General features: G+C 52.5%; 19 protein-coding genes. 11 read left to right on the forward strand and 8 right to left on the reverse strand.

Translation table 11 applies throughout. The features are described 5' to 3' along the window. The first annotated feature begins 24 nt into the window (after positions 1-24). Genes IMCC3135_RS07585 through IMCC3135_RS07595 form a run of 3 tightly spaced genes read left to right on the forward strand, consistent with a single transcriptional unit; the run spans position 25 to position 2,704 of the window. A complete protein-coding gene (locus tag IMCC3135_RS07585; protein ID WP_088917060.1) occupies positions 25-411 on the forward strand; it encodes an HAD family hydrolase in 387 nt (128 codons plus the stop codon). Further along, complete coding sequence (locus IMCC3135_RS07590; protein WP_088917061.1) at positions 408-1,982, forward strand: phosphotransferase; 1,575 nt, start codon at positions 408-410, stop codon at positions 1,980-1,982. Before IMCC3135_RS07585 ends, IMCC3135_RS07590 begins: the two co-directional genes overlap by 4 nt. Beyond that, the gene (locus IMCC3135_RS07595; protein WP_088917062.1) at positions 1,979-2,704 is read left to right on the forward strand and encodes a glycosyltransferase family protein; all 726 of its coding nucleotides are present in this window, start codon (positions 1,979-1,981) and stop codon (positions 2,702-2,704) included. The genes IMCC3135_RS07590 and IMCC3135_RS07595 overlap by 4 nt, the downstream gene beginning before the upstream one ends. Positions 2,705-2,974: 270 nt before the next feature. Here the strand turns inward: IMCC3135_RS07595 and istB (IMCC3135_RS07600) are convergent, their stop codons facing one another. The 3 genes from istB (IMCC3135_RS07600) to IMCC3135_RS07610 all read right to left on the reverse strand — a co-directional run bounded on the left by istB (IMCC3135_RS07600) (position 2,975) and on the right by IMCC3135_RS07610 (position 4,787). Next, positions 2,975-3,733 carry an IS21-like element helper ATPase IstB gene (istB, locus tag IMCC3135_RS07600; RefSeq protein ID WP_205737953.1) on the reverse strand — a complete coding sequence of 253 codons (759 nt, stop codon included), beginning with the start codon at positions 3,731-3,733 and terminating at the stop codon, positions 2,975-2,977. Positions 3,734-3,814: 81 nt separating this feature from the next. Then, positions 3,815-4,561, reverse strand: coding sequence for a Mu transposase domain-containing protein (locus tag IMCC3135_RS07605; protein ID WP_088917063.1), 747 nt, complete (start codon positions 4,559-4,561; stop codon positions 3,815-3,817). Between the two features lie 46 nt (positions 4,562-4,607). Further along, positions 4,608-4,787 (reverse strand): hypothetical protein, encoded by a 180-nt coding sequence (locus tag IMCC3135_RS07610; protein WP_088917064.1) that lies wholly within the window; start codon positions 4,785-4,787, stop codon positions 4,608-4,610. An 11-nt stretch (positions 4,788-4,798) separates the two neighbouring features. Between IMCC3135_RS07610 and IMCC3135_RS07615 the strand changes: the two genes are divergently transcribed. Beyond that, positions 4,799-5,719, forward strand: a complete 921-nt coding sequence (locus IMCC3135_RS07615; RefSeq protein WP_088917065.1) for a tyrosine-type recombinase/integrase — start codon at positions 4,799-4,801, stop codon at positions 5,717-5,719. On the opposite strand, the gene IMCC3135_RS07620 is transcribed toward IMCC3135_RS07615, so the two are convergent. Both IMCC3135_RS07620 and IMCC3135_RS07625 read right to left on the reverse strand, forming a co-directional pair. Continuing rightward, complete coding sequence (locus IMCC3135_RS07620; RefSeq protein WP_088916798.1) at positions 5,716-6,390, reverse strand: IS630 family transposase; 675 nt, start codon at positions 6,388-6,390, stop codon at positions 5,716-5,718. The genes IMCC3135_RS07615 and IMCC3135_RS07620 overlap by 4 nt on opposite strands. After that, entirely contained in the window at positions 6,371-6,853 is a 483-nt protein-coding gene (locus IMCC3135_RS07625) for a helix-turn-helix domain-containing protein (protein ID WP_088916797.1), read from the reverse strand. Before IMCC3135_RS07625 ends, IMCC3135_RS07620 begins: the two co-directional genes overlap by 20 nt. Before the next feature lie 131 nt (positions 6,854-6,984). Here IMCC3135_RS07625 and IMCC3135_RS07630 point away from each other — a divergent pair, with 131 nt between their 5' ends. From IMCC3135_RS07630 to IMCC3135_RS35425, 7 genes are all read left to right on the forward strand, one after another. Continuing rightward, entirely contained in the window at positions 6,985-7,311 is a 327-nt protein-coding gene (locus IMCC3135_RS07630) for a tyrosine-type recombinase/integrase (RefSeq protein WP_088917066.1), read from the forward strand. Then, positions 7,311-8,222 (forward strand): tyrosine-type recombinase/integrase, encoded by a 912-nt coding sequence (locus tag IMCC3135_RS35415; protein WP_418251434.1) that lies wholly within the window; start codon positions 7,311-7,313, stop codon positions 8,220-8,222. The genes IMCC3135_RS07630 and IMCC3135_RS35415 overlap by 1 nt, the downstream gene beginning before the upstream one ends. Next, positions 8,219-8,605: a site-specific integrase gene (locus IMCC3135_RS35420; protein WP_088917068.1), complete on the forward strand. Its 387-nt coding sequence runs from the start codon at positions 8,219-8,221 to the stop codon at positions 8,603-8,605. Before IMCC3135_RS35415 ends, IMCC3135_RS35420 begins: the two co-directional genes overlap by 4 nt. 53 nt (positions 8,606-8,658) lie before the next feature. Beyond that, positions 8,659-10,173: an IS21 family transposase gene (gene istA, locus IMCC3135_RS07645; protein ID WP_088917069.1), complete on the forward strand. Its 1,515-nt coding sequence runs from the start codon at positions 8,659-8,661 to the stop codon at positions 10,171-10,173. Further along, complete coding sequence (gene istB, locus IMCC3135_RS07650) at positions 10,166-10,939, forward strand: IS21-like element helper ATPase IstB (protein WP_088917070.1); 774 nt, start codon at positions 10,166-10,168, stop codon at positions 10,937-10,939. The genes istA (IMCC3135_RS07645) and istB (IMCC3135_RS07650) overlap by 8 nt, the downstream gene beginning before the upstream one ends. A 758-nt stretch (positions 10,940-11,697) precedes the next feature. Next, positions 11,698-12,960, forward strand: coding sequence for a group II intron reverse transcriptase/maturase (ltrA, locus tag IMCC3135_RS07655; protein WP_088917071.1), 1,263 nt, complete (start codon positions 11,698-11,700; stop codon positions 12,958-12,960). Positions 12,961-13,054: 94 nt separating this feature from the next. Then, positions 13,055-13,333, forward strand: coding sequence for a tyrosine-type recombinase/integrase (locus IMCC3135_RS35425; RefSeq protein WP_418251420.1), 279 nt, complete (start codon positions 13,055-13,057; stop codon positions 13,331-13,333). Between the two features lie 54 nt (positions 13,334-13,387). Here IMCC3135_RS35425 and IMCC3135_RS07665 read toward each other — a convergent pair whose 3' ends face one another. The 3 genes from IMCC3135_RS07665 to istA (IMCC3135_RS07675) are packed head-to-tail and all read right to left on the reverse strand — an operon-like array spanning position 13,388 to position 16,207. Then, on the reverse strand, positions 13,388-13,897 hold the full coding sequence (locus tag IMCC3135_RS07665; RefSeq protein ID WP_088917073.1) for a hypothetical protein: 510 nt from the start codon (positions 13,895-13,897) through the stop codon (positions 13,388-13,390). Continuing rightward, complete coding sequence (gene istB, locus IMCC3135_RS07670; RefSeq protein ID WP_088917074.1) at positions 13,894-14,685, reverse strand: IS21-like element helper ATPase IstB; 792 nt, start codon at positions 14,683-14,685, stop codon at positions 13,894-13,896. The genes IMCC3135_RS07665 and istB (IMCC3135_RS07670) overlap by 4 nt, the downstream gene beginning before the upstream one ends. Then, the gene (istA, locus tag IMCC3135_RS07675) at positions 14,666-16,207 is read right to left on the reverse strand and encodes an IS21 family transposase (RefSeq protein ID WP_088917075.1); all 1,542 of its coding nucleotides are present in this window, start codon (positions 16,205-16,207) and stop codon (positions 14,666-14,668) included. The genes istB (IMCC3135_RS07670) and istA (IMCC3135_RS07675) overlap by 20 nt, the downstream gene beginning before the upstream one ends. Between the last annotated feature and the right edge of the window lie 384 nt (positions 16,208-16,591).

Genomic DNA, 16,591 nt, shown 5'->3' on the forward strand with positions numbered 1-16,591 from the left:
GGAAAGCTCGTTCAGGAGTCACTCATGAAAAGGCTCGTAGTTGATCTGGACGATACCATCAGCTTCAACACGGAAGGTGACTATTCCACAGCGTCTTGCAACGCTTCTATGTTGATGCAGCTTCGCATTTACAAGGAGCTGGGTTTTGATGTCGTAATCAACACTTCGCGAAATATGAGAACATTCGATAGTAATGTCGGGAAGATCAACGCCATTACCTTGCCGATCATTATCGAGTGGCTGCGCAAACATGAGGTGCCCTACGATGAGATATACACGGGAAAGCCGTGGTGCGGTTATGAGGGGTTTTACGTGGATGACAAGGCGGTAAGACCAGCCGAATTTGTCAGCATGACCTATGAGCAAATACAGGCCGTCCTTGCCCGCGACACTCTTGAGGCTGGCTCGTGATATTGATTGGATCGGCAGCCTACATCGATCAGGACCTTGCCGCGGAAGTAGGGCGTTTGCCGCCGGCATTTTTGCCAATAGGGAATCGTCGTTTATACGAGTATCAGATAGAGTTACTTTCGACTCTCGACCATAGGGTCTACCTCTCGATACCGGAGTCTTTTGAATTGCCTGTTTTCGATGCGCGAAGGCTAGAAGCTATGGAGGTGGATATTATCCGTGTTCCAGACGGTATGACTCTTGGAAATTCAGTAGTGTACTGTTGGTCCGCCTCCGGAGTCGCCTTTCCATCACTCACAGTTCTGCATGGGGATACATTGTTCCTAGATTTTGAGCCGACGCAAGCTGACAGCCTTTCTGCCCATCCCAACGTTGGTTCGTACCGGCGTGCTCGTGTCGCGTCATCCAGTTGCCGTAAGCGACGTTACGAAAGTGAATTCGTCGAAGACGGTCAGCCGGTACTTTCCGGGTACTTCCGGTTCTCGAATCCGCAACTTTTGATGCAGGGGATACTTCAGAACAGAGGGGATTTCATCTCAGGTGTCAGCCACTACTCCGTGCAGCAAGATATGGAGGAGATAGGATCCGGGCAATGGCTGGACTTCGGACACTTGAATAGCTTTTTTACGAGCCGTTCGATGATGACCACTCAGCGGGCCTTTAATGCGCTGGATATCGGGCCGCGAACAGTTACTAAGTCCAGTGAGAACAAGGCGAAAATGAAAGCAGAGTCGAACTGGTTCAGATCACTGCCGCCGAAATTGCGGATCCATGTGCCACCGCTGTTGAGCGATTACACTGAGTCGGAGAAAGCAGCCAGCTATTCTATTGAATATCTCTATCTCCTGCCTCTAAGCGATGTTCTCGTGTTCGGCGCGATGTCGCGGACTAGCTGGCAACACATCTTTGACGCATCGCACGCCATCTTAGAAGAGTTGCGCGCTGCTGCCAATCCGCGCTGCTGTGATCTTAAGGACGCTGAGCATCTATATTTGCCAAAAACAATAGAACGGTTGCGGGCGTTTGAGGGTGCTCAGCTTGAATCGCTTGCGGGCACACTCAAGTTCGCGAAGGGTAGCAACCTTCGAAGCATTGCGAGTATCGCCAGTACCTATATTGCCGAGGTGGCTGAGGCGAACACAGCTATCGTTCATGGAGACTTCTGCTTTAGCAATTTACTTTTCGATAGTCGCACTGCTGGTCTTAAGCTTATTGATCCGCGTGGTATGGATAGCAAGAATCAGCTCTGCATATACGGGGATCAACGGTACGATGTAGCGAAGATGTACCACTCTGTCGCCGGGCGGTACGACTTCATCATTGCCGGGCGATACGAAATTAACGGGGAAGACATTACGTTCCCGGATGAAACTAGGGTAGCCGATCTTGAGAAGGTCTTCGAGTCCGTCTTCTTCCGTCCGGATAGGTTTGACAAGACGGAAATCCTAGCGATAAATGTTTTGCTCTTTCTCTCAATGATACCACTGCACGCAGACAGGCCTGATCGCCAGGTCGCCATGCTACTCAATGCCTATAGGTTGTATAGGAAACTTCTCGGAACCTTCCAATGATCGTTATACCTATGGCCGGACTGTCGAGTCGTTTCAAAAACGAGGGATTCGAGACGCAGAAATACATGCTGGAGGCTAGAGGTCAGACTTTGTTTGATCACTCTCTAATGAGTTTCGAGCGTTACTTTGGCTCTGAGCGTTTTCTGTTCATCACATTGGAGGAACATAAATCGGAGTCTTTCATCCGTACGCGATGCCATGAGATGGGAATAACGTGTTATGACGTCGTTCAGCTCACCGAGCAAACTCTCGGGCAAGCTCATACGGTTTACCTCGGGATAAAGGCAGTTTCAGTGTGTGTTGACGAGCCAATCCTCGTGTTCAATATAGACACATTTCGACCGAATTTCAAGATGCCGAAAAAATTCGACGTGTCTGCGGTGGATGGTTATCTAGAAACGTTCATTGGTAGCGGCAAGAACTGGAGCAACGTGTTGCCGCGTTCGACTATTGACATGACGGTTAAACGGACCGCTGAGAAACAGGAAATATCTGAATACTGCTGCACGGGAATCTACTATTTCCGTTCAGCCGAGCTGTTTACTTCCTCGTTCGAACGATCAGCTACGCTGGACAACAATGATTGTGAGTTGTACATCGCGCCACTCTACAACCGCCTCATAGAGGACGGAATGGACATCAGGTACACAGTCATATTACGCGAAGAGGTAATTTTCTGTGGCGTGCCTGAGGAGTACTACCAGTTCGCAGGTGGTAAGTGACGTTTTTTAGGAGCCTCAATTGAAGCCTGTCGACTCATTGAAGGGATCTCTACATGCAATGTGATCAAGCGTTCAGCATAATCCACGCGTTTGAGATGGGCAGGTCACAACATCATGTCTAGTCATTCAACCTAACCCGATCGATGCCTGCGTCCCAGATTACAACCGATCCCAAGCTGCGTATTCCGGCGAAGCTGATCATCAGTTCTGGCCCAAGGTGATCACCACGTAGAGCTAACGCGCGAAGTCAGAGAATATCACCGTTGGTGATCAGCTTGGGTTGTTTATCCCTTCTGCGGTCGGATCCATAGAACGCATCGATTTACCCTTCAGAACGATGCGGTGAGAGTTGTGAACAAGCCGATCTAGAATCGCATCGGCCAGAGTGGCATCGCCAATTGATCCATGCCAATCCTTTACCGGCAGCTGACTGGTGATCAGCGTGGACTTGGACCCGTGGCGGTCCTCCATCAGTTCGAGCATATCGTTGCGTTGCCCCAGATCGAGTTTTTCCAGCCCCCAGTCATCAAGCAGAAGTACATCCGTCTTGGCAATCTGTCCAATGAGCTTGGCGAAGCGACCGTCGTGATGAGCGATCGAGAGTGTTTCCAACAGGCGTGAGGTTCTGAAGTAGCGCACCGAGTATCCTTGACGGCAGGCCTGTGTTGCCAGCACGCAGGCCAAGTAGGTTTTTCCGCAACCGGTAGGTCCCGTGAGAAAAACATTCTGATGGCCCGAGATCCACTGCCCTGAGAGCAATGCGGCAAAAGCGCTCTTTTGCAGTCCGCGTGGATGGCTGTAATTGACATCCGTCGGTTGTGCCTGGATTTTCAGTTGCGCCGCCTTGAGTAGCCGCGCAACGCGCGTGTTGCCGCGCGTACAGGCCTCCCGATCAATGAGCAGTGACAGCCGCTCATGGAAGCTCAGGTCATCGTGTGTTGCTGGTTGCTCAAGTTGTTGCTCGAAGGCATCAGCCATACCGGTTAGTTTCAGTGTGCGCAACTGCGCCACAAGTGCATCGTGATTCATAGGATTTCCTTGATGGTGTTTGAGGTCGTGATGGCGAAGAAGACCGGCTTCGCCCACCGGCAGTACACGGTTTCGCTAAGCTCAGCTAAAGGCTTCGGAACCGCGAACATTTTCGTGATCCTGCAGGAACAGGTCGTCTTGCAGCTCAGCGTCCTTTGCCGTGTTCAGCGGTTTCCTGTCGAGCCCTTTCTTCAGGATTGACTCCACACTGGTACGCGTTGGCGAGCCGATTTCCAGTGCGCGCAGGCATGCATCCTCCAGCCTGACCCGGTCATACTTTTTGGCCAGAGACAGTAGTGCAAGAACCGCGCGGAAAGACTGCTCAGGAAGGCGTTTTCTGCGCAATTGCTCTCGTGTGACGTGCAATGTCGACGGGCCTATATCACTGGCCCACGACTCGAAGCGTTCCACTGACCATTCGGCCATGAACTTGTGGCCACCGGGCATGTGCTCGGTAAGAGTCGTGTATCCGGCACGGACTTGAGATCTAGCATGACAGGCGACACGTTGCCCTCGTGCATAGACGCTGACAAGCTTGGCACTGGCACGTACCTCGACTGTCGTTTTGGTGAGGTTATGAGGGACGGAGTAGTAGTGACGTTTGTACTCAATGTGATAGTCGATATGCACGCGTGCATCGAGAATATCAACGTACTCATAAGGGGTTGCTGGCAGAGCTTTAAGAGCCTCTCGCTCGATACCTTCAAACCGGCTTTTACGTGAGCCAGGCAGGCGCTGAAAGGGGCGTTCGTTGAGCGAGTCAAGTAGCTGTGCAATCGCCACATTCAGCTGCCCGATGCTGAAGAATGTGTGATGTCGAAGTCGCATCAAAATCCAGCGAGTCACCAGTAAGACGCTGAGCTCGGCCTTGGCTTTATCCTTGGGTTTTATATGCGCCGCGGCGCATATCAAGCCTTATGCCCAGCGCTTGGATATGCAGATCTAGCACGACTCTGATCTTCTGTAGCTCGCTCCCATAACCCTTTTGGGCATTGGCACTCTGCATAACTTTGAGGTACTGCTGACGAACGGTGGCGATCTTGCCGCCGATCATCAGGAGGCATTATGCTCAATAATCACGTTACATCGACAGTCACTCTTTCGCGTTTAAACTCCACACGGTGCTCACCGCATCTGGACGGCTACACCGACTGGCTTGTCGCTCGTCGTTACACAGCAGCTACTATCGAGCTCTTTCTATTCGGTATTATTCCACTCGGGCAATGGCTCACTCAGCATGACATGCCTGTTAGTTCATTCGACCATCGTGCACTGGAAGCGTTTCGATGCGATCGTGACTCTATTGGCCAGTGGCGACACACTGGCGGTCGTCGAACAGTCAAAGCTGCCTTTGTTGGAGCCCGTCGTTTTCACGAATACCTTGTCATCAAAGGTCACGTAGAGTCAACACCATCAGCCTCATCTCTGCCAAAACTGCTTGAAGACTTTGCGCATTGGTTGCAGATTCACAAAGGAACCAGAGTTGTAACTGTCGAGAATCACATCTACTACCTACGGAAGTTTGTGGCATCTCTTGGAGACAAGCCCGACGCCTACGACGCTATAGCAGTACGTGGATATCTACAAACAATCGCAAAGCGCTATCCCATGCCAACAACTAAGGCGACATTTGGTTCGGTTCGGGTTTTCCTGCGCTATCTTGTCGCTGCTGGCCTGGTAACTAGCTCACTACCAGAGGCGATTCCTGTGATTCGCGACATGCGCCTTGCCTCTTTGCCACAATACATCGTGGCTGATGATATCAAGAAGCTAATTGATTCGTGTGACTGCATGCCATTAACAGCTCGACGTGATCGAGCTGTGCTCCTGATACTCGCAAGGCTGGCATTACGCGCTAGCGATGTCGCAATGCTCAATATTACTGACGTCGACTGGCGCGGTGCCCGCCTTCGGGTGGGCGGCAAGAACCGACAGCAGTGCTGGTTGCCGTTACCACAAGATGTTGGCGACGCACTAGTAGGTTAACTGCATGATACTTTCGGGTAAAGCCTTTTGAGTTTGATACGAGCATCGTCGGTTGTAAAGCGCCAGTCGGCAGGCTTGGCGTTCTCGTTGCGATGGGTCTGCCATGCGGCTATCTCCTTGGTCAGCGTAGGCACGTCGGCAATGCGTCGATCCAAACATTGCCTGGCCAGAACGCTGAACTCACATTCAGCCATATTCAACCAACTGCCATGCTTGGGTGTAAAGACAAACTCAAGCTTCTGCATAAGCGCATGTGCCACGGCGGGTTCGAACGTTCTGTATAGGGAGGCTCCGCTATGAGTGCTCAGGTTGTCCATAACCAGCGTGATCTTTTTCGCGTGGGGGTATTGATTCTCCACCAGGTCACGGACGCCTTCGGCCCATTCGCCCGACGCATGATTGTCGGCAATACGCACCGTGCGTCGACTCTCCAATGGCGTATAGAACACCATCAGGTGGGCAACTCCATTGCGCTCGTACTCTCCGTCGTAGCGCTCACTTTGGCCAGGCGATGCCGGGATCGGTTTTTGTACCTCACGCGTGCATTGTTTGGTTGTCTCGTCCATACAAACCACAGGATACTCTGCATCAAAAGGTCTTTTATACACATCCAGTACAGCCTCCATCTGGCAGACAAACCCCGCGTCCTCTTTAGGCGCTATGCACCACATGCGTTTCTGCCAAGGTTTTATGATGTTTTTTTAAAACTTGACGCACCGTTTCATAAGCCACGCTTTCGACAATTTCCAGCTCAATCAGACGCTCGCTCAACAGCTTCAACGTCCAACGCACCTGGCCTTCTGGCGCATCACTGCAAGCCAGGCTTACTAGCCTGGCCTCCGCATCGCCATCCAATCTTGCCGTTCGCTCTCGACTGCGTCTCTTACGCTGCAGCGCCAGTTCCAATCCTTCTTCCACACATCGCTGGCGTGTCTTTGCGATGCAACGGGTGGTCAGTTCCATTCGCTCAGCAACCTCGGCATCGGTCATCGAAGGACCATGCTCTCCTTGATCAACCAGTAACAAAATCTGTGCATGTCGTCGCTTCTGCGCCGCTATGCGTCCCGTTTTACAGATCTGCTCCAGAGCATGGCGCTCTTCTTCGGACAACTTAACCACATGACGCTTAGGCATTCTCAATCACTTCAACAGGTTGCAAAGTACTATTATGAAGTTAGACTATAACTGGAATTTATCAAGCGGTTACACCACTAGTGGATTACATACGCCACGAACGACCCATTTCAGAAGTGCCCAATTTATTCATGAAAAGTATTGCTCCCGTGGGCCCCTTGAACCGACAGGTTGTCTCATCTATCGTACGGCGGGCAATTGATCGCGCAGGTATTGATGCGCCTTCGTGTGGTGCACATCTGTTACGTCACTCAGCAGCTACCCAGATGCTCGCACACGGTGCAACACTTGAACAGATTGGCTCAATACTTCGGCACGCAAATATCAACACGACGGCGATCTATGCGAAGGTCGATACTACACTGCTTGAGGGCGTTGCAGCTGCTTGGCCAGAGCATAATCTGTCGGTGGAGACTGAGCCACCAAAGTGGGAGTTTGTTTCAGGAGAGCTCTCATGATGAGCTCAGCGGTGGAGGAGTACCTGATATTGCGTCGTTCAACTGGCTATAAGCTTCAAGAAACAGCCGACGTGTTACGTAGTTACCTTAAAATTGCAGCTGAAAGGGGCGAGGATTACGTGAAAGTGGCCACTGCGATCGAGTGGGCTCGACGCGGTACGAGCCCAGCACGATGTGCACGGCGACTAAGAGTACTGGGGCTGTTTGCCGAGCACGTGCGTGTCGAGGATACACGCCACCAAGTGATACCTCGCGATAGCTTTCCACCCGTACGTGTGCTCCGTTACCCCCCGCGGATCTTCTCAACGAGCGAGATCGTTCAGGTACTTCAGCTCACTGACACACTCGGCCCGCCTGGCTCGATAAGAGCACTGACGTATCGAACAATCTTCGGTTTATTGTTTGCGACCGGACTTCGTCGAGCAGAGTTATTGCGCTTATGCTTTGCAGATGTGCAGCCGGCTGGACTGCTCATCCGCGAGACAAAGTTTGCCAAGAGCCGGCAGTTGCCACTACATCCAAGCACGGCAGCTGCACTTGAGCGCTATCTTGAAGTACGTCGCGCTCTAGTGGCTGAGACTGACTCATTGTTCCTCTCGTTTCGTCGTCGACCTCTCGACGGATCGAGCTTGCTTGTGACATTCCAAACTCTTTGCGAGCAAGCTGGTATCAAGGGAGCTGGGGCTAGACGCAAGCCCCGTCTACATGACCTAAGACATAGTTTTGCCGTTCATGCGCTTGAACGTTGCTCAGCAGAACGCGAAGGAGTTGAACGGCATATGCTGGCGCTATCCACCTACCTCGGGCACAGTAAACCAAGTGACACATACTGGTATCTCGAACAAACACCGGAATTGATGCGTGGAATAGCAAACGCATGCGATAAAGCAAGTTCCGGAGGTGCCCCATGAGTGATCTGGCACCTCATGTGAGTGCATGGCTTCGAGAGCGCTTGCCGCGTGAGCTCGGAGCTAGTGAGAACACTTGTGAGACGTACACACACGCGCTTCGCCTATGGTTCGAATATGCCGCCAAGCATCATAAAGTTCGCCCTTCTCAGCTCACGCTTGAACAACTGGATGTGTCAACGGTCACCGGGTTCTGTGAGTATTTGGAAACAATCCGTGGCAACACCGCACGGACTCGAAACACCCGACTCGCAACAATCAGATCGTTCATGCGCTTTGTAGAATACAGGGTGCCAGCAGCGCTCGACCAAGTCCGTCAGATCCGCGCCATACCGAATAAGTGTTGGGCGACAATTATCCTGGCCGGTAGACGACAACTATCTTGACCGGTTGAGTGAAGCACTGGACAAAGGGTTCTTTGCACTGAGATGCGATCCCTTTGTCTGGAAAGAAAATCACTCGATTTCAGGAAAACAGATACATGAGCAGTCGAACAGCAGGAGATTCACAACAGGTTGCATCAGCCAAGGCGGGCATTAGCGTACGCTCTGGCCGACGCATTGATAAAGGTGAGCGCACAGAGCCAGATGCGGTGCGACAGTGGCGCACACGCACCGACCCTTTGAAAGATGTCTGGCAGTCAGAGTGCGTGCCGTTATTGGAACGAGAGCCGGAACTGACCGGCTTGACGTTGTGGGAGCATCTCGAAGAGATCTACCCAGCGCAGTACCCCTTCAGTCTGCTTCGCACCTTACAGAGACGTGTGAAGAAATGGCAAGCCACAGACGGGCCTGCCAAGGCGGTGATGTTCCGTCAAGCCATGCCGCCCGGGCTTCAGGGTTTATCTGATTTCACCGTGCCCAATTCACCGGTCACTATCGCTGGTGAGCCATTTGAGCATTTGCTGTATCAATTCCGGCTTGCTTACAGTGGCTGGCGTTCGGTCACTATCATTCGCGGAGGTGAGAGCTATAGCGCTTTGGCTGACGGTCTTCAAAGCGCATTGCGCAAATTAGGCGGTGCCCCGCTTGAACACCGTAGCGATTCTCTGTCGGCAGCTTATGTCAATGCCAGTCAGAAGCGCTATCTGACCGACAGCTACAACGGGCTATGCCAGCATTACGGGATGCGTCCCACCACTAACAACCTAGGTGTAAGCCATGAAAATGGGGCTATTGAGAGCGCTCATGGCGCTCTAAAGCACCGGATCGATCAAGCATTGAAACTGCGTGGGTCTTCGGATTTCTCCGATGTCAGAACCTACCGTGTGTTCCTGTTTCGGATAGTCGAGAAGTTAAACAAACGTTCCCGGGAACGTCTGGGGGAGGAACGGGCCGAGTTGCAAGCGCTGCCAATGGATCGGTTTATAGACTACCGGGAACTGAGTGTGCGTGTGACAACCAGTAGCACGATTGACGTCAAACGCACCTTGTATACCGTGCCCTCACAGTTGATGGGCGAGAAGTTGCGTATTCATCTGTATCACGACCGCCTGCAGTGCTACCTGGGTCAGACCAAGGTGTTGCAACTGCCGCGCGTCTACCCAGATAAACCAGACGGGCGTGCCCGGCGCATCGACTACTCTCACATCATCCACTCGTTGGTCTGCAAGCCGCAAGCGTTCCGCTTTTGTCAGTTTCGCGATGACATTCTGCCCGGCGCATTCTATCGGCAATTGTGGTCATTGGCAGAGGCGCAGTTTACGCCGCAAATGGCCTGCAAATGGATCGTGAATGTGCTGCGTATCGCCCACGATTACGATTGTGAGCAGCTGCTGGTACGCGGGCTGTTGAAAGAGGCCGAGGATGTGGAGCTGCCCACGTTGGAGACACTGCAATCGCGCTACCTGCCACGTACCAACGTGCCGCCAATTCCTGTGCGACAGCATTGTATTATTGATTACGACGAGCTACTTGAAGGCCAGTGGACGGCGCAGGAGGCCTGTCATGGATGAGTCGCTGCCAATCATGCTACGCCAGTTGCGCTTACCGGCATTCACCGATCATCATCAGCGCGCCGCACAGCAGGCTACGGAGAAGGCGTGGGATTACGCTCATTATCTGGGTTATCTATGCGAGCAGGAAATCGCTCGGCGCTATGAGAGTCGGGTTCACACCTGGAGCCGTGAGGCCAAATTGCCCGCGGGCAAGAGCTTTGCGACACTGGATATGAGCGCGCTGCCTGCGCCGGTCCAGAAAAAGGTGATTGCGCTGCGCGAGGATACGCAGTGGGCGAAGCAGAATGAAAACGTGCTGCTTATCGGCCCCTCGGGTGTCGGTAAGTCTCACCTGGCGGCCGCTCTGACGCTGAACCTGATCGAACAAGGAGTCAGAGCTCGATGGATGTCGGCCACCGCTCTGGTTCAACACCTGCAGCAGGCCAAGAAATCGTTGGAGCTGATGGGTGCGATGACGAGATTGGACAAGTACCGCGTACTGGTAATTGACGATATTGGCTATGTGCGCAAAAGCGATTCTGAGACCCAGGTGCTGTTTGAGTTCATTGCTCATCGTTACGAGAGTGGCAGCCTGATTGTCACGTCAAATCAGCCGTTCAGCCAATGGGATCAGGTATTTCCAGACGCTTTGATGACCGTGGCGGCGATAGACCGGATTATCCATCACGCAACGATTCTGGAGATCAACGGGCAGAGTTATCGGAAGAAAAACCGCAAGCAAAAGCAGGACGATGAGACTGAGAAATCAGAACCGGAGGCCTAGGTAGTTGTCGTCAGATTACGATCAACTCTCGTTCTGGCTATAGCGGCTGGCATAACAGCGGGATACCTGGGATGCGCACTTCCCCCGCCGCCATGGCGGCGGGGGAAGTGTAGGAAGAACGCACTACAGATACCAAGGTTAAACAGAATTCTCAACCGGCCAAGGTAATTGTCGTCAAAGCGGACAAAGTAGTTGAGTGTGCCGCAGCAATGCGGAGAGGGAGGCAAGGAGCTGACCTCGCTGTATGAAAAGCTATAGAAGTGATGGAGGAATTAAGGCCCTCCGGAGTCTGCCTACAGGGGCTGGCTTCAAACCACCGTTGAGCGGCATTAGCTGAAGACTGTTGTCGTGAGCGTCAAGGGAAAAAGCGTACCCATGTGGTGCGTCAGGTATGAATCGAGAAGGCGAGTACCAACGAACCATCGTTAAGGTGTCGATACTGTTTACATGGCATCAAAACTGGGGGTCTCAACTATCCCCAGGATAAGCCCATCGGGAACCTGTTTACTGGGTGGGCGGTGTCCGGCATAGAGATGGCGCGAGCTCGATTTCAGGCGCTTCTGTGGAACTGCGGGAACTCGATCTGATGATGTTAAGGGAGACGGTCAAGTGAAGAAAAGCGAGGCCAAGAGTACCGATGCATCGGATTGAGGACGGACGGACTTGTAGTAGCGTTGATGGCATTGTAATGATGCCGGAGCAAAGGAGTCCGGTTGTACCAGTTGTTGTATGTACCAACTCGTAGAGAGGATGAAGACATGACAGTAACAAAACCGTTTGATATTCCTAAACGCTTGGTGTGGGAGGCATACCAGCGGGTCAGGTCCAATAAGGGATCGGCCGGTGTTGACGGGCAATCGATTGAGTCATTTGATCGAGAGCGAGACAAGAACCTCTATAAGATCTGGAATCGGATGTCATCAGGCAGCTACTTTCCGCCTGCGGTCAAAGCGGTGCCGATTTTAAAGAAATCAGGAGGGACAAGGATGTTAGGAGTGCCGACTGTCAGTGACAGAATTGCACAGACAGCGGCGTCTCTGTTGCTGGAACCCCTACTGGAGCCTGTGTTTCATGCAGACTCCTATGGATACCGGCCCGCAAGATCAGCACATGACGCACTTTCTGTAACGCGCAAGCGATGCTGGAGGTACGATTGGGTGCTGGAGTACGATATTCGCGGCTTGTTTGACAACATTGACCATGAGCTTTTGCTCAAAGCACTCCGTCATCACTGTAAGATTCAGTGGGTATTGTTGTATGTGACACGTTGGTTGACAGCTCCAATGCAAACTGGAGATCAGGTTGCAGGATTGAGGACGGTCGGTTTGCCGCAAGGCGGCCCACTGTCTCCAATTTTATCGAATTTGTTTCTTCACTATGCACTGGATCACTGGCTATCAATGTACCACCCATCAATTCCTTTTTGTCGTTACGCAGATGATGGGGTCTTGCATTGTAGAAGCGAAGCTGAAGCCACAGAGATACTGTGTGCGCTGAAGCAGCGACTCGATCAATGTGGGCTGGAGCTGCATCCGGATAAAACCCGGATTGTGTATTGCAAGGATTGCGATCGAACAGGGACTTACGAGAACGTCCAATTTGACTTTCTAGGCTACAGTTTTCGGCCTAGGCGTTTCATTGATCGTCAGGGCCGAGTTAAGGCAACTTTCACCCCCGCTGTGAGCCGTCAAGCTATGACAGCAATGCGTCAGTCACTTCGGCGCAGACGGTTACAGTTGCACAGTGAATTATCACTGGAAGATTTGGCCAGAACCTTGAATCCTCGCGTCAGCGGATGGATTAACTACTACTGTCGCTTTCGAGGTTCTGAGTTCCAACCTGTTGCTGATCATATCGACAGGGTTATTGTTCGCTGGGCCATGAGGAAATTCAAACGCCTTCGGGGTCATAAAACCAGAGCGTATCGGTGGCTGGATCGTGTAAGGAGTAAGTCCCCCTATCTGTTCGTACATTGGACAGGTCGCGGGTCTTTTTCGGTTGGCGCAATGGGAGCCCGGTGAGCTGAGAGGTTCACGCCGGGATCTGAGAGCAGCCGAGGGGGCAGTTCCCTCGGCTGACTCACCCGCCGGACAGAATAAGCGTACCGATCGTCCTTTGATAGGATATCTAGATCCGCAGCAGATCGACGCGCTGTTGAACGCGCCCGATCCGTCCACCCGAATTGGTATCAGGGACAGGGCAATGATCCACTTGTGTTTGGCGGCGGGACTACGAGTCACCGAGCTGGTGACACTACCGATGAACGCGCTTACTTTGCATAGTGAATCCGCCGTTCATGTCGTCGGTAAAGGTAGACGCGAACGAGCTTTACCACTATGTGTCTTTGCTGGATCAAAAGCGCGGCTATTTGCCGGAGAGTTTTTCAATAAATGAGACTGCCTGACACTGGACCCCGCAGGATCCAGATGCTAGAAAAGCATGTCTTTGTTAGAAGTCCTCGTCGTCCCAGTTGGGCATTGACGATCGGGACAGGCCACGCTTCCACGGGGGGTGAAGTTCTTGATGTCTTTGTTCGCCCATGCGCCTTATCGGATCCTTGTAGAGTTCTTCGCAGGCGTGCAATAGCGCACGGAGCAAATTATGCATTTCACCGATATCCTCGTCACTCAGTGAGGACAGAGCGTCGATTGATGGCAGTGCGTCCCATAGTTTGGTTTTGTCGTTCATCACACCCGGCTCTTGTGAGGTTCTACCGGACTGGTTACATGAGGTCGATTCCTGTTTATCATCCCCTGCCATTCGGTCTATTTCATCGTCAAAACAAAGATGCCGCTGGCGTGGATCACATTGCTCATCAAGCTCCGGCGTGCGGCACTCTATGATGTCCTCGCTGTAGAGCTCCCAAACCGTATCGCGCAAACGGTCAAGATAATCAACAATGGCGGCAGCTTCCTCTGGCGTCCAGTAGAAGGCCACATCAACACAACGTGAGTTCATGAGTCTTTGCCTTTTGGTTTGGGCGTTCTTGTCACTTTGGCTCGGGTCCCTTTCTTTGAAGCTGCTCTTTTTTTGGCCTCATGGACTCGATACGATTCACCCTTGATCACCAGTATTTCTGAATGATGCACCAGTCGATCAACAATGGAGACCACACTGCCGTTGTTGGGGAACATGGATGCCCATTCGCTAAACGGTTTGTTGGTAGTAACAATGATCGGCTTCTTCTCGTAGCGACGGTTGACGATCTCAAATAGAAGATCCGCATGTCGATCGCCATAGGACAGATAGCCCAACTCATCAATGACCAGCAATGAGGGGTGAGCGTAATATCTGAGCCGGCGTCGCAACGCGTTATCACCATCCTGTGATGCCAGATCTCCAAGCATTTCGGCAGCATTGACATACAACGCGGTATGACCTTGCATCACCGCTTCATGCGTGATGTTTTGAGCCACAGTGGATTTGCCCAAGCCATTTGAACCGATCAGTATGATATTGCTTGTCTCGTGAATAAACTCCAGATTCATCAGCTCCGAGATGGCGCCTTTGTCGCATTGTTCAGGCCATTGCCAGTCGAAGTCTGCCAGTGGCTTGAAGCGCCCAATGTGAGCGCTGCTTAGACGTCGTTCAAGGCCGCGCTGTGTTCGTTCTACCTCTTCCCACTGCAGCAAAGAGGGGATCCAGGCAATCTGATCCTTTGAGAGTTCATCCCAATGTGCTAGAAGGCCATGAAGTTTCAAGGCCAGGGCGCGTTGTTGTAATTCACTATTTAATGGAGTCGTCATCTGTCTCTCCCGGCACGCTATTGTCGTTGTCGTTGTCGTTGTCGTTGTCGCTCAACTGGTCATAGCAATCCAATGAGCCCGGGCGCACGACAATGTGATTAGCGCGTGCGTTAGCTGGCAAGGGTACGATCAGTGGTGGTGGACGGTTGTGCTCATCACGCCGTCGTTCAAGCACAATGCGCACAGCATTGGGATGTGGAACCTGTTGTCTCAATGCCTCTGCAATGGCGTGTTCAAGCTCCTGTGCCCCGTAGCTGTCCAGCAGGTTCAGTAGCTGGGCAACCACCTGGCTAGGCCGGTAGCCACGCTTGGCGCCTTGTGTCAGTAGTGCAGTACTGCTCGGTGCAGACTGCGAAAGCCGATCCTGGCCGCGGTGTGCACGCCCCCGACGCTTGTAGTTAACGAGTGCCTGCAGATGCGCAGGATCTTCAATCTGTTCGCCTTTACCATAACTGCGAACATGGCTGGCAATCACCTTGGCACCATCAGTGATTCGCACCGTGCCCATCGAGGCAAGTACTGTCAGCACGCGACGCACATGAGTGTGTGGCAAGCTATAATCGTTGAGATCGTAGCGTGCGTACGGTGTTTTTCCGATGGACACACTGACCCGATCATCGGCTGGATACGGATTGTCCGGTAATGCAATCAGGTGCTCCTTCTCCTTTTCAAACGCTTCACCGACCGTGATTGATGTATCCGCCTGGCAAGGGCGTTGGGTACTGTGCTCAGTGCACCATTGGTCGGCCTGTCTATTCAGATCATCCAGATCACGGAAGTCACGGGCCGCAAAGAAATTCTCGCGTATAAAACGAACTCCTCTTTCAACTCGGCCCTTCTCATTCCCCCTGTACGGTGCGCAGGGGCGCGGTTCGAAACGATAGTGTGCCGAGAGTTTTAGCAGTTCGGGATTGAATGTGATCGCATCACCGTGGCGTTGAATGACAGCCGATTTCAGGTTGTCGTACAATACAACTCGAGCAACGCCGAGATGCTCGAAGGCAGCAACATGTCCCCGCAGAAAACTCTCCATGCGTGCGTTAAGATAGAAGCGTACGAAGATCATGCGGCTCCAGGAAAGCACCATCACAAAGGCCATCAACGGACGCTTGGCCCGGCCGATTTGCAGATGACCGAATGAGCCCCAGTCACATTGCATTTGTTCTCCTGGAAAAGTCTTGAGACGCTGGAAGGCCTCCGGATTTTTCCGGGGACGCAGCTCCGCCACGCGAGCACGAAAGTGACTGGAACACCCGTTATACCCGCGATTACATGCCATCACATATAGGCGAGTAGCGGTCAGATCGGGGAACTTGTCCAGCGTGGCTACGATGAAGTCGTTGTAGGGATCGCGTATCGATCGTGACTCGGTTCGCTCAGATTGTGGCACACCAACCTGGCTCAGTACACGTTCAACCACGCTGTGATGAATATGCAGCTGGCGGGCGATGGTATTGACACCCCAGTGCTCGACAAAGTGAAGCCGTAGAATCTGGCTATGCAACTCAGCATGAATCGTCATGGTGGTGTCCCTTTGTAATTCCGATGTCGAGAGTGATGTCGTGTTGTTCGCAGGAAATCGATTCTCATAGCCTCATTGCAGGCACGTTGACACCCGTTGCAGTAAACAAAACGAGACTGTGTTGGCCTGGATATCAGTGGAGCACTGCCGGACTCCTCGACGGAACCCCGGTGCGTTACTATGGGTGAATCGCAGGGTGTTGCACTCGGTTCTGAGTCAGGTGGCTTTAGCGTGAGCGGGGGTTGTTTGCTCGACTCGAGATCCGATTCAAGCATTGCTTTACGCAACCGGTTACGACGTTGACGGGCGGCAGTGCTACGCCTGCCTTTAGGACTGCGTCGGTAGCGTTTTGCGTTTCGTTTGCAGCGTTCTTTATTTGCAGCC

Origin of the sequence: Granulosicoccus antarcticus IMCC3135, from assembly GCF_002215215.1 — a bacterium.
Classification (GTDB): Bacteria; Pseudomonadota; Gammaproteobacteria; order Granulosicoccales; family Granulosicoccaceae; genus Granulosicoccus; species Granulosicoccus antarcticus.

Bases quoted from the DNA above. Each gene is read 5' to 3' on its own strand.
- IMCC3135_RS07610 (WP_088917064.1), bottom strand. From the start codon at position 4,787: ATGATCGGCGGCAAGATCGCCACCGTTCGTCAGCAGTACCTCAAAGTT.
- IMCC3135_RS07605 (WP_088917063.1), bottom strand. From the start codon at position 4,561: ATGCGACTTCGACATCACACATTCTTCAGCATCGGGCAGCTGAATGTG.
- IMCC3135_RS07620 (WP_088916798.1), bottom strand. From the start codon at position 6,390: ATGTGGTGCATAGCGCCTAAAGAGGACGCGGGGTTTGTCTGCCAGATG.
- IMCC3135_RS07625 (WP_088916797.1), bottom strand. From the start codon at position 6,853: ATGCCTAAGCGTCATGTGGTTAAGTTGTCCGAAGAAGAGCGCCATGCT.
- IMCC3135_RS35415 (WP_418251434.1), top strand. From the start codon at position 7,311: ATGAGCTCAGCGGTGGAGGAGTACCTGATATTGCGTCGTTCAACTGGC.
- IMCC3135_RS07595 (WP_088917062.1), top strand. From the start codon at position 1,979: ATGATCGTTATACCTATGGCCGGACTGTCGAGTCGTTTCAAAAACGAG.
- IMCC3135_RS07585 (WP_088917060.1), top strand. From the start codon at position 25: ATGAAAAGGCTCGTAGTTGATCTGGACGATACCATCAGCTTCAACACG.
- istB (WP_205737953.1), bottom strand. From the start codon at position 3,733: ATGAATCACGATGCACTTGTGGCGCAGTTGCGCACACTGAAACTAACC.
- IMCC3135_RS35420 (WP_088917068.1), top strand. From the start codon at position 8,219: ATGAGTGATCTGGCACCTCATGTGAGTGCATGGCTTCGAGAGCGCTTG.
- IMCC3135_RS07630 (WP_088917066.1), top strand. From the start codon at position 6,985: ATGAAAAGTATTGCTCCCGTGGGCCCCTTGAACCGACAGGTTGTCTCA.
- istB (WP_088917070.1), top strand. From the start codon at position 10,166: ATGGATGAGTCGCTGCCAATCATGCTACGCCAGTTGCGCTTACCGGCA.
- ltrA (WP_088917071.1), top strand. From the start codon at position 11,698: ATGACAGTAACAAAACCGTTTGATATTCCTAAACGCTTGGTGTGGGAG.
- istA (WP_088917075.1), bottom strand. From the start codon at position 16,207: ATGACGATTCATGCTGAGTTGCATAGCCAGATTCTACGGCTTCACTTT.
- istB (WP_088917074.1), bottom strand. From the start codon at position 14,685: ATGACGACTCCATTAAATAGTGAATTACAACAACGCGCCCTGGCCTTG.
- IMCC3135_RS07665 (WP_088917073.1), bottom strand. From the start codon at position 13,897: ATGAACTCACGTTGTGTTGATGTGGCCTTCTACTGGACGCCAGAGGAA.
- IMCC3135_RS07615 (WP_088917065.1), top strand. From the start codon at position 4,799: ATGCTCAATAATCACGTTACATCGACAGTCACTCTTTCGCGTTTAAAC.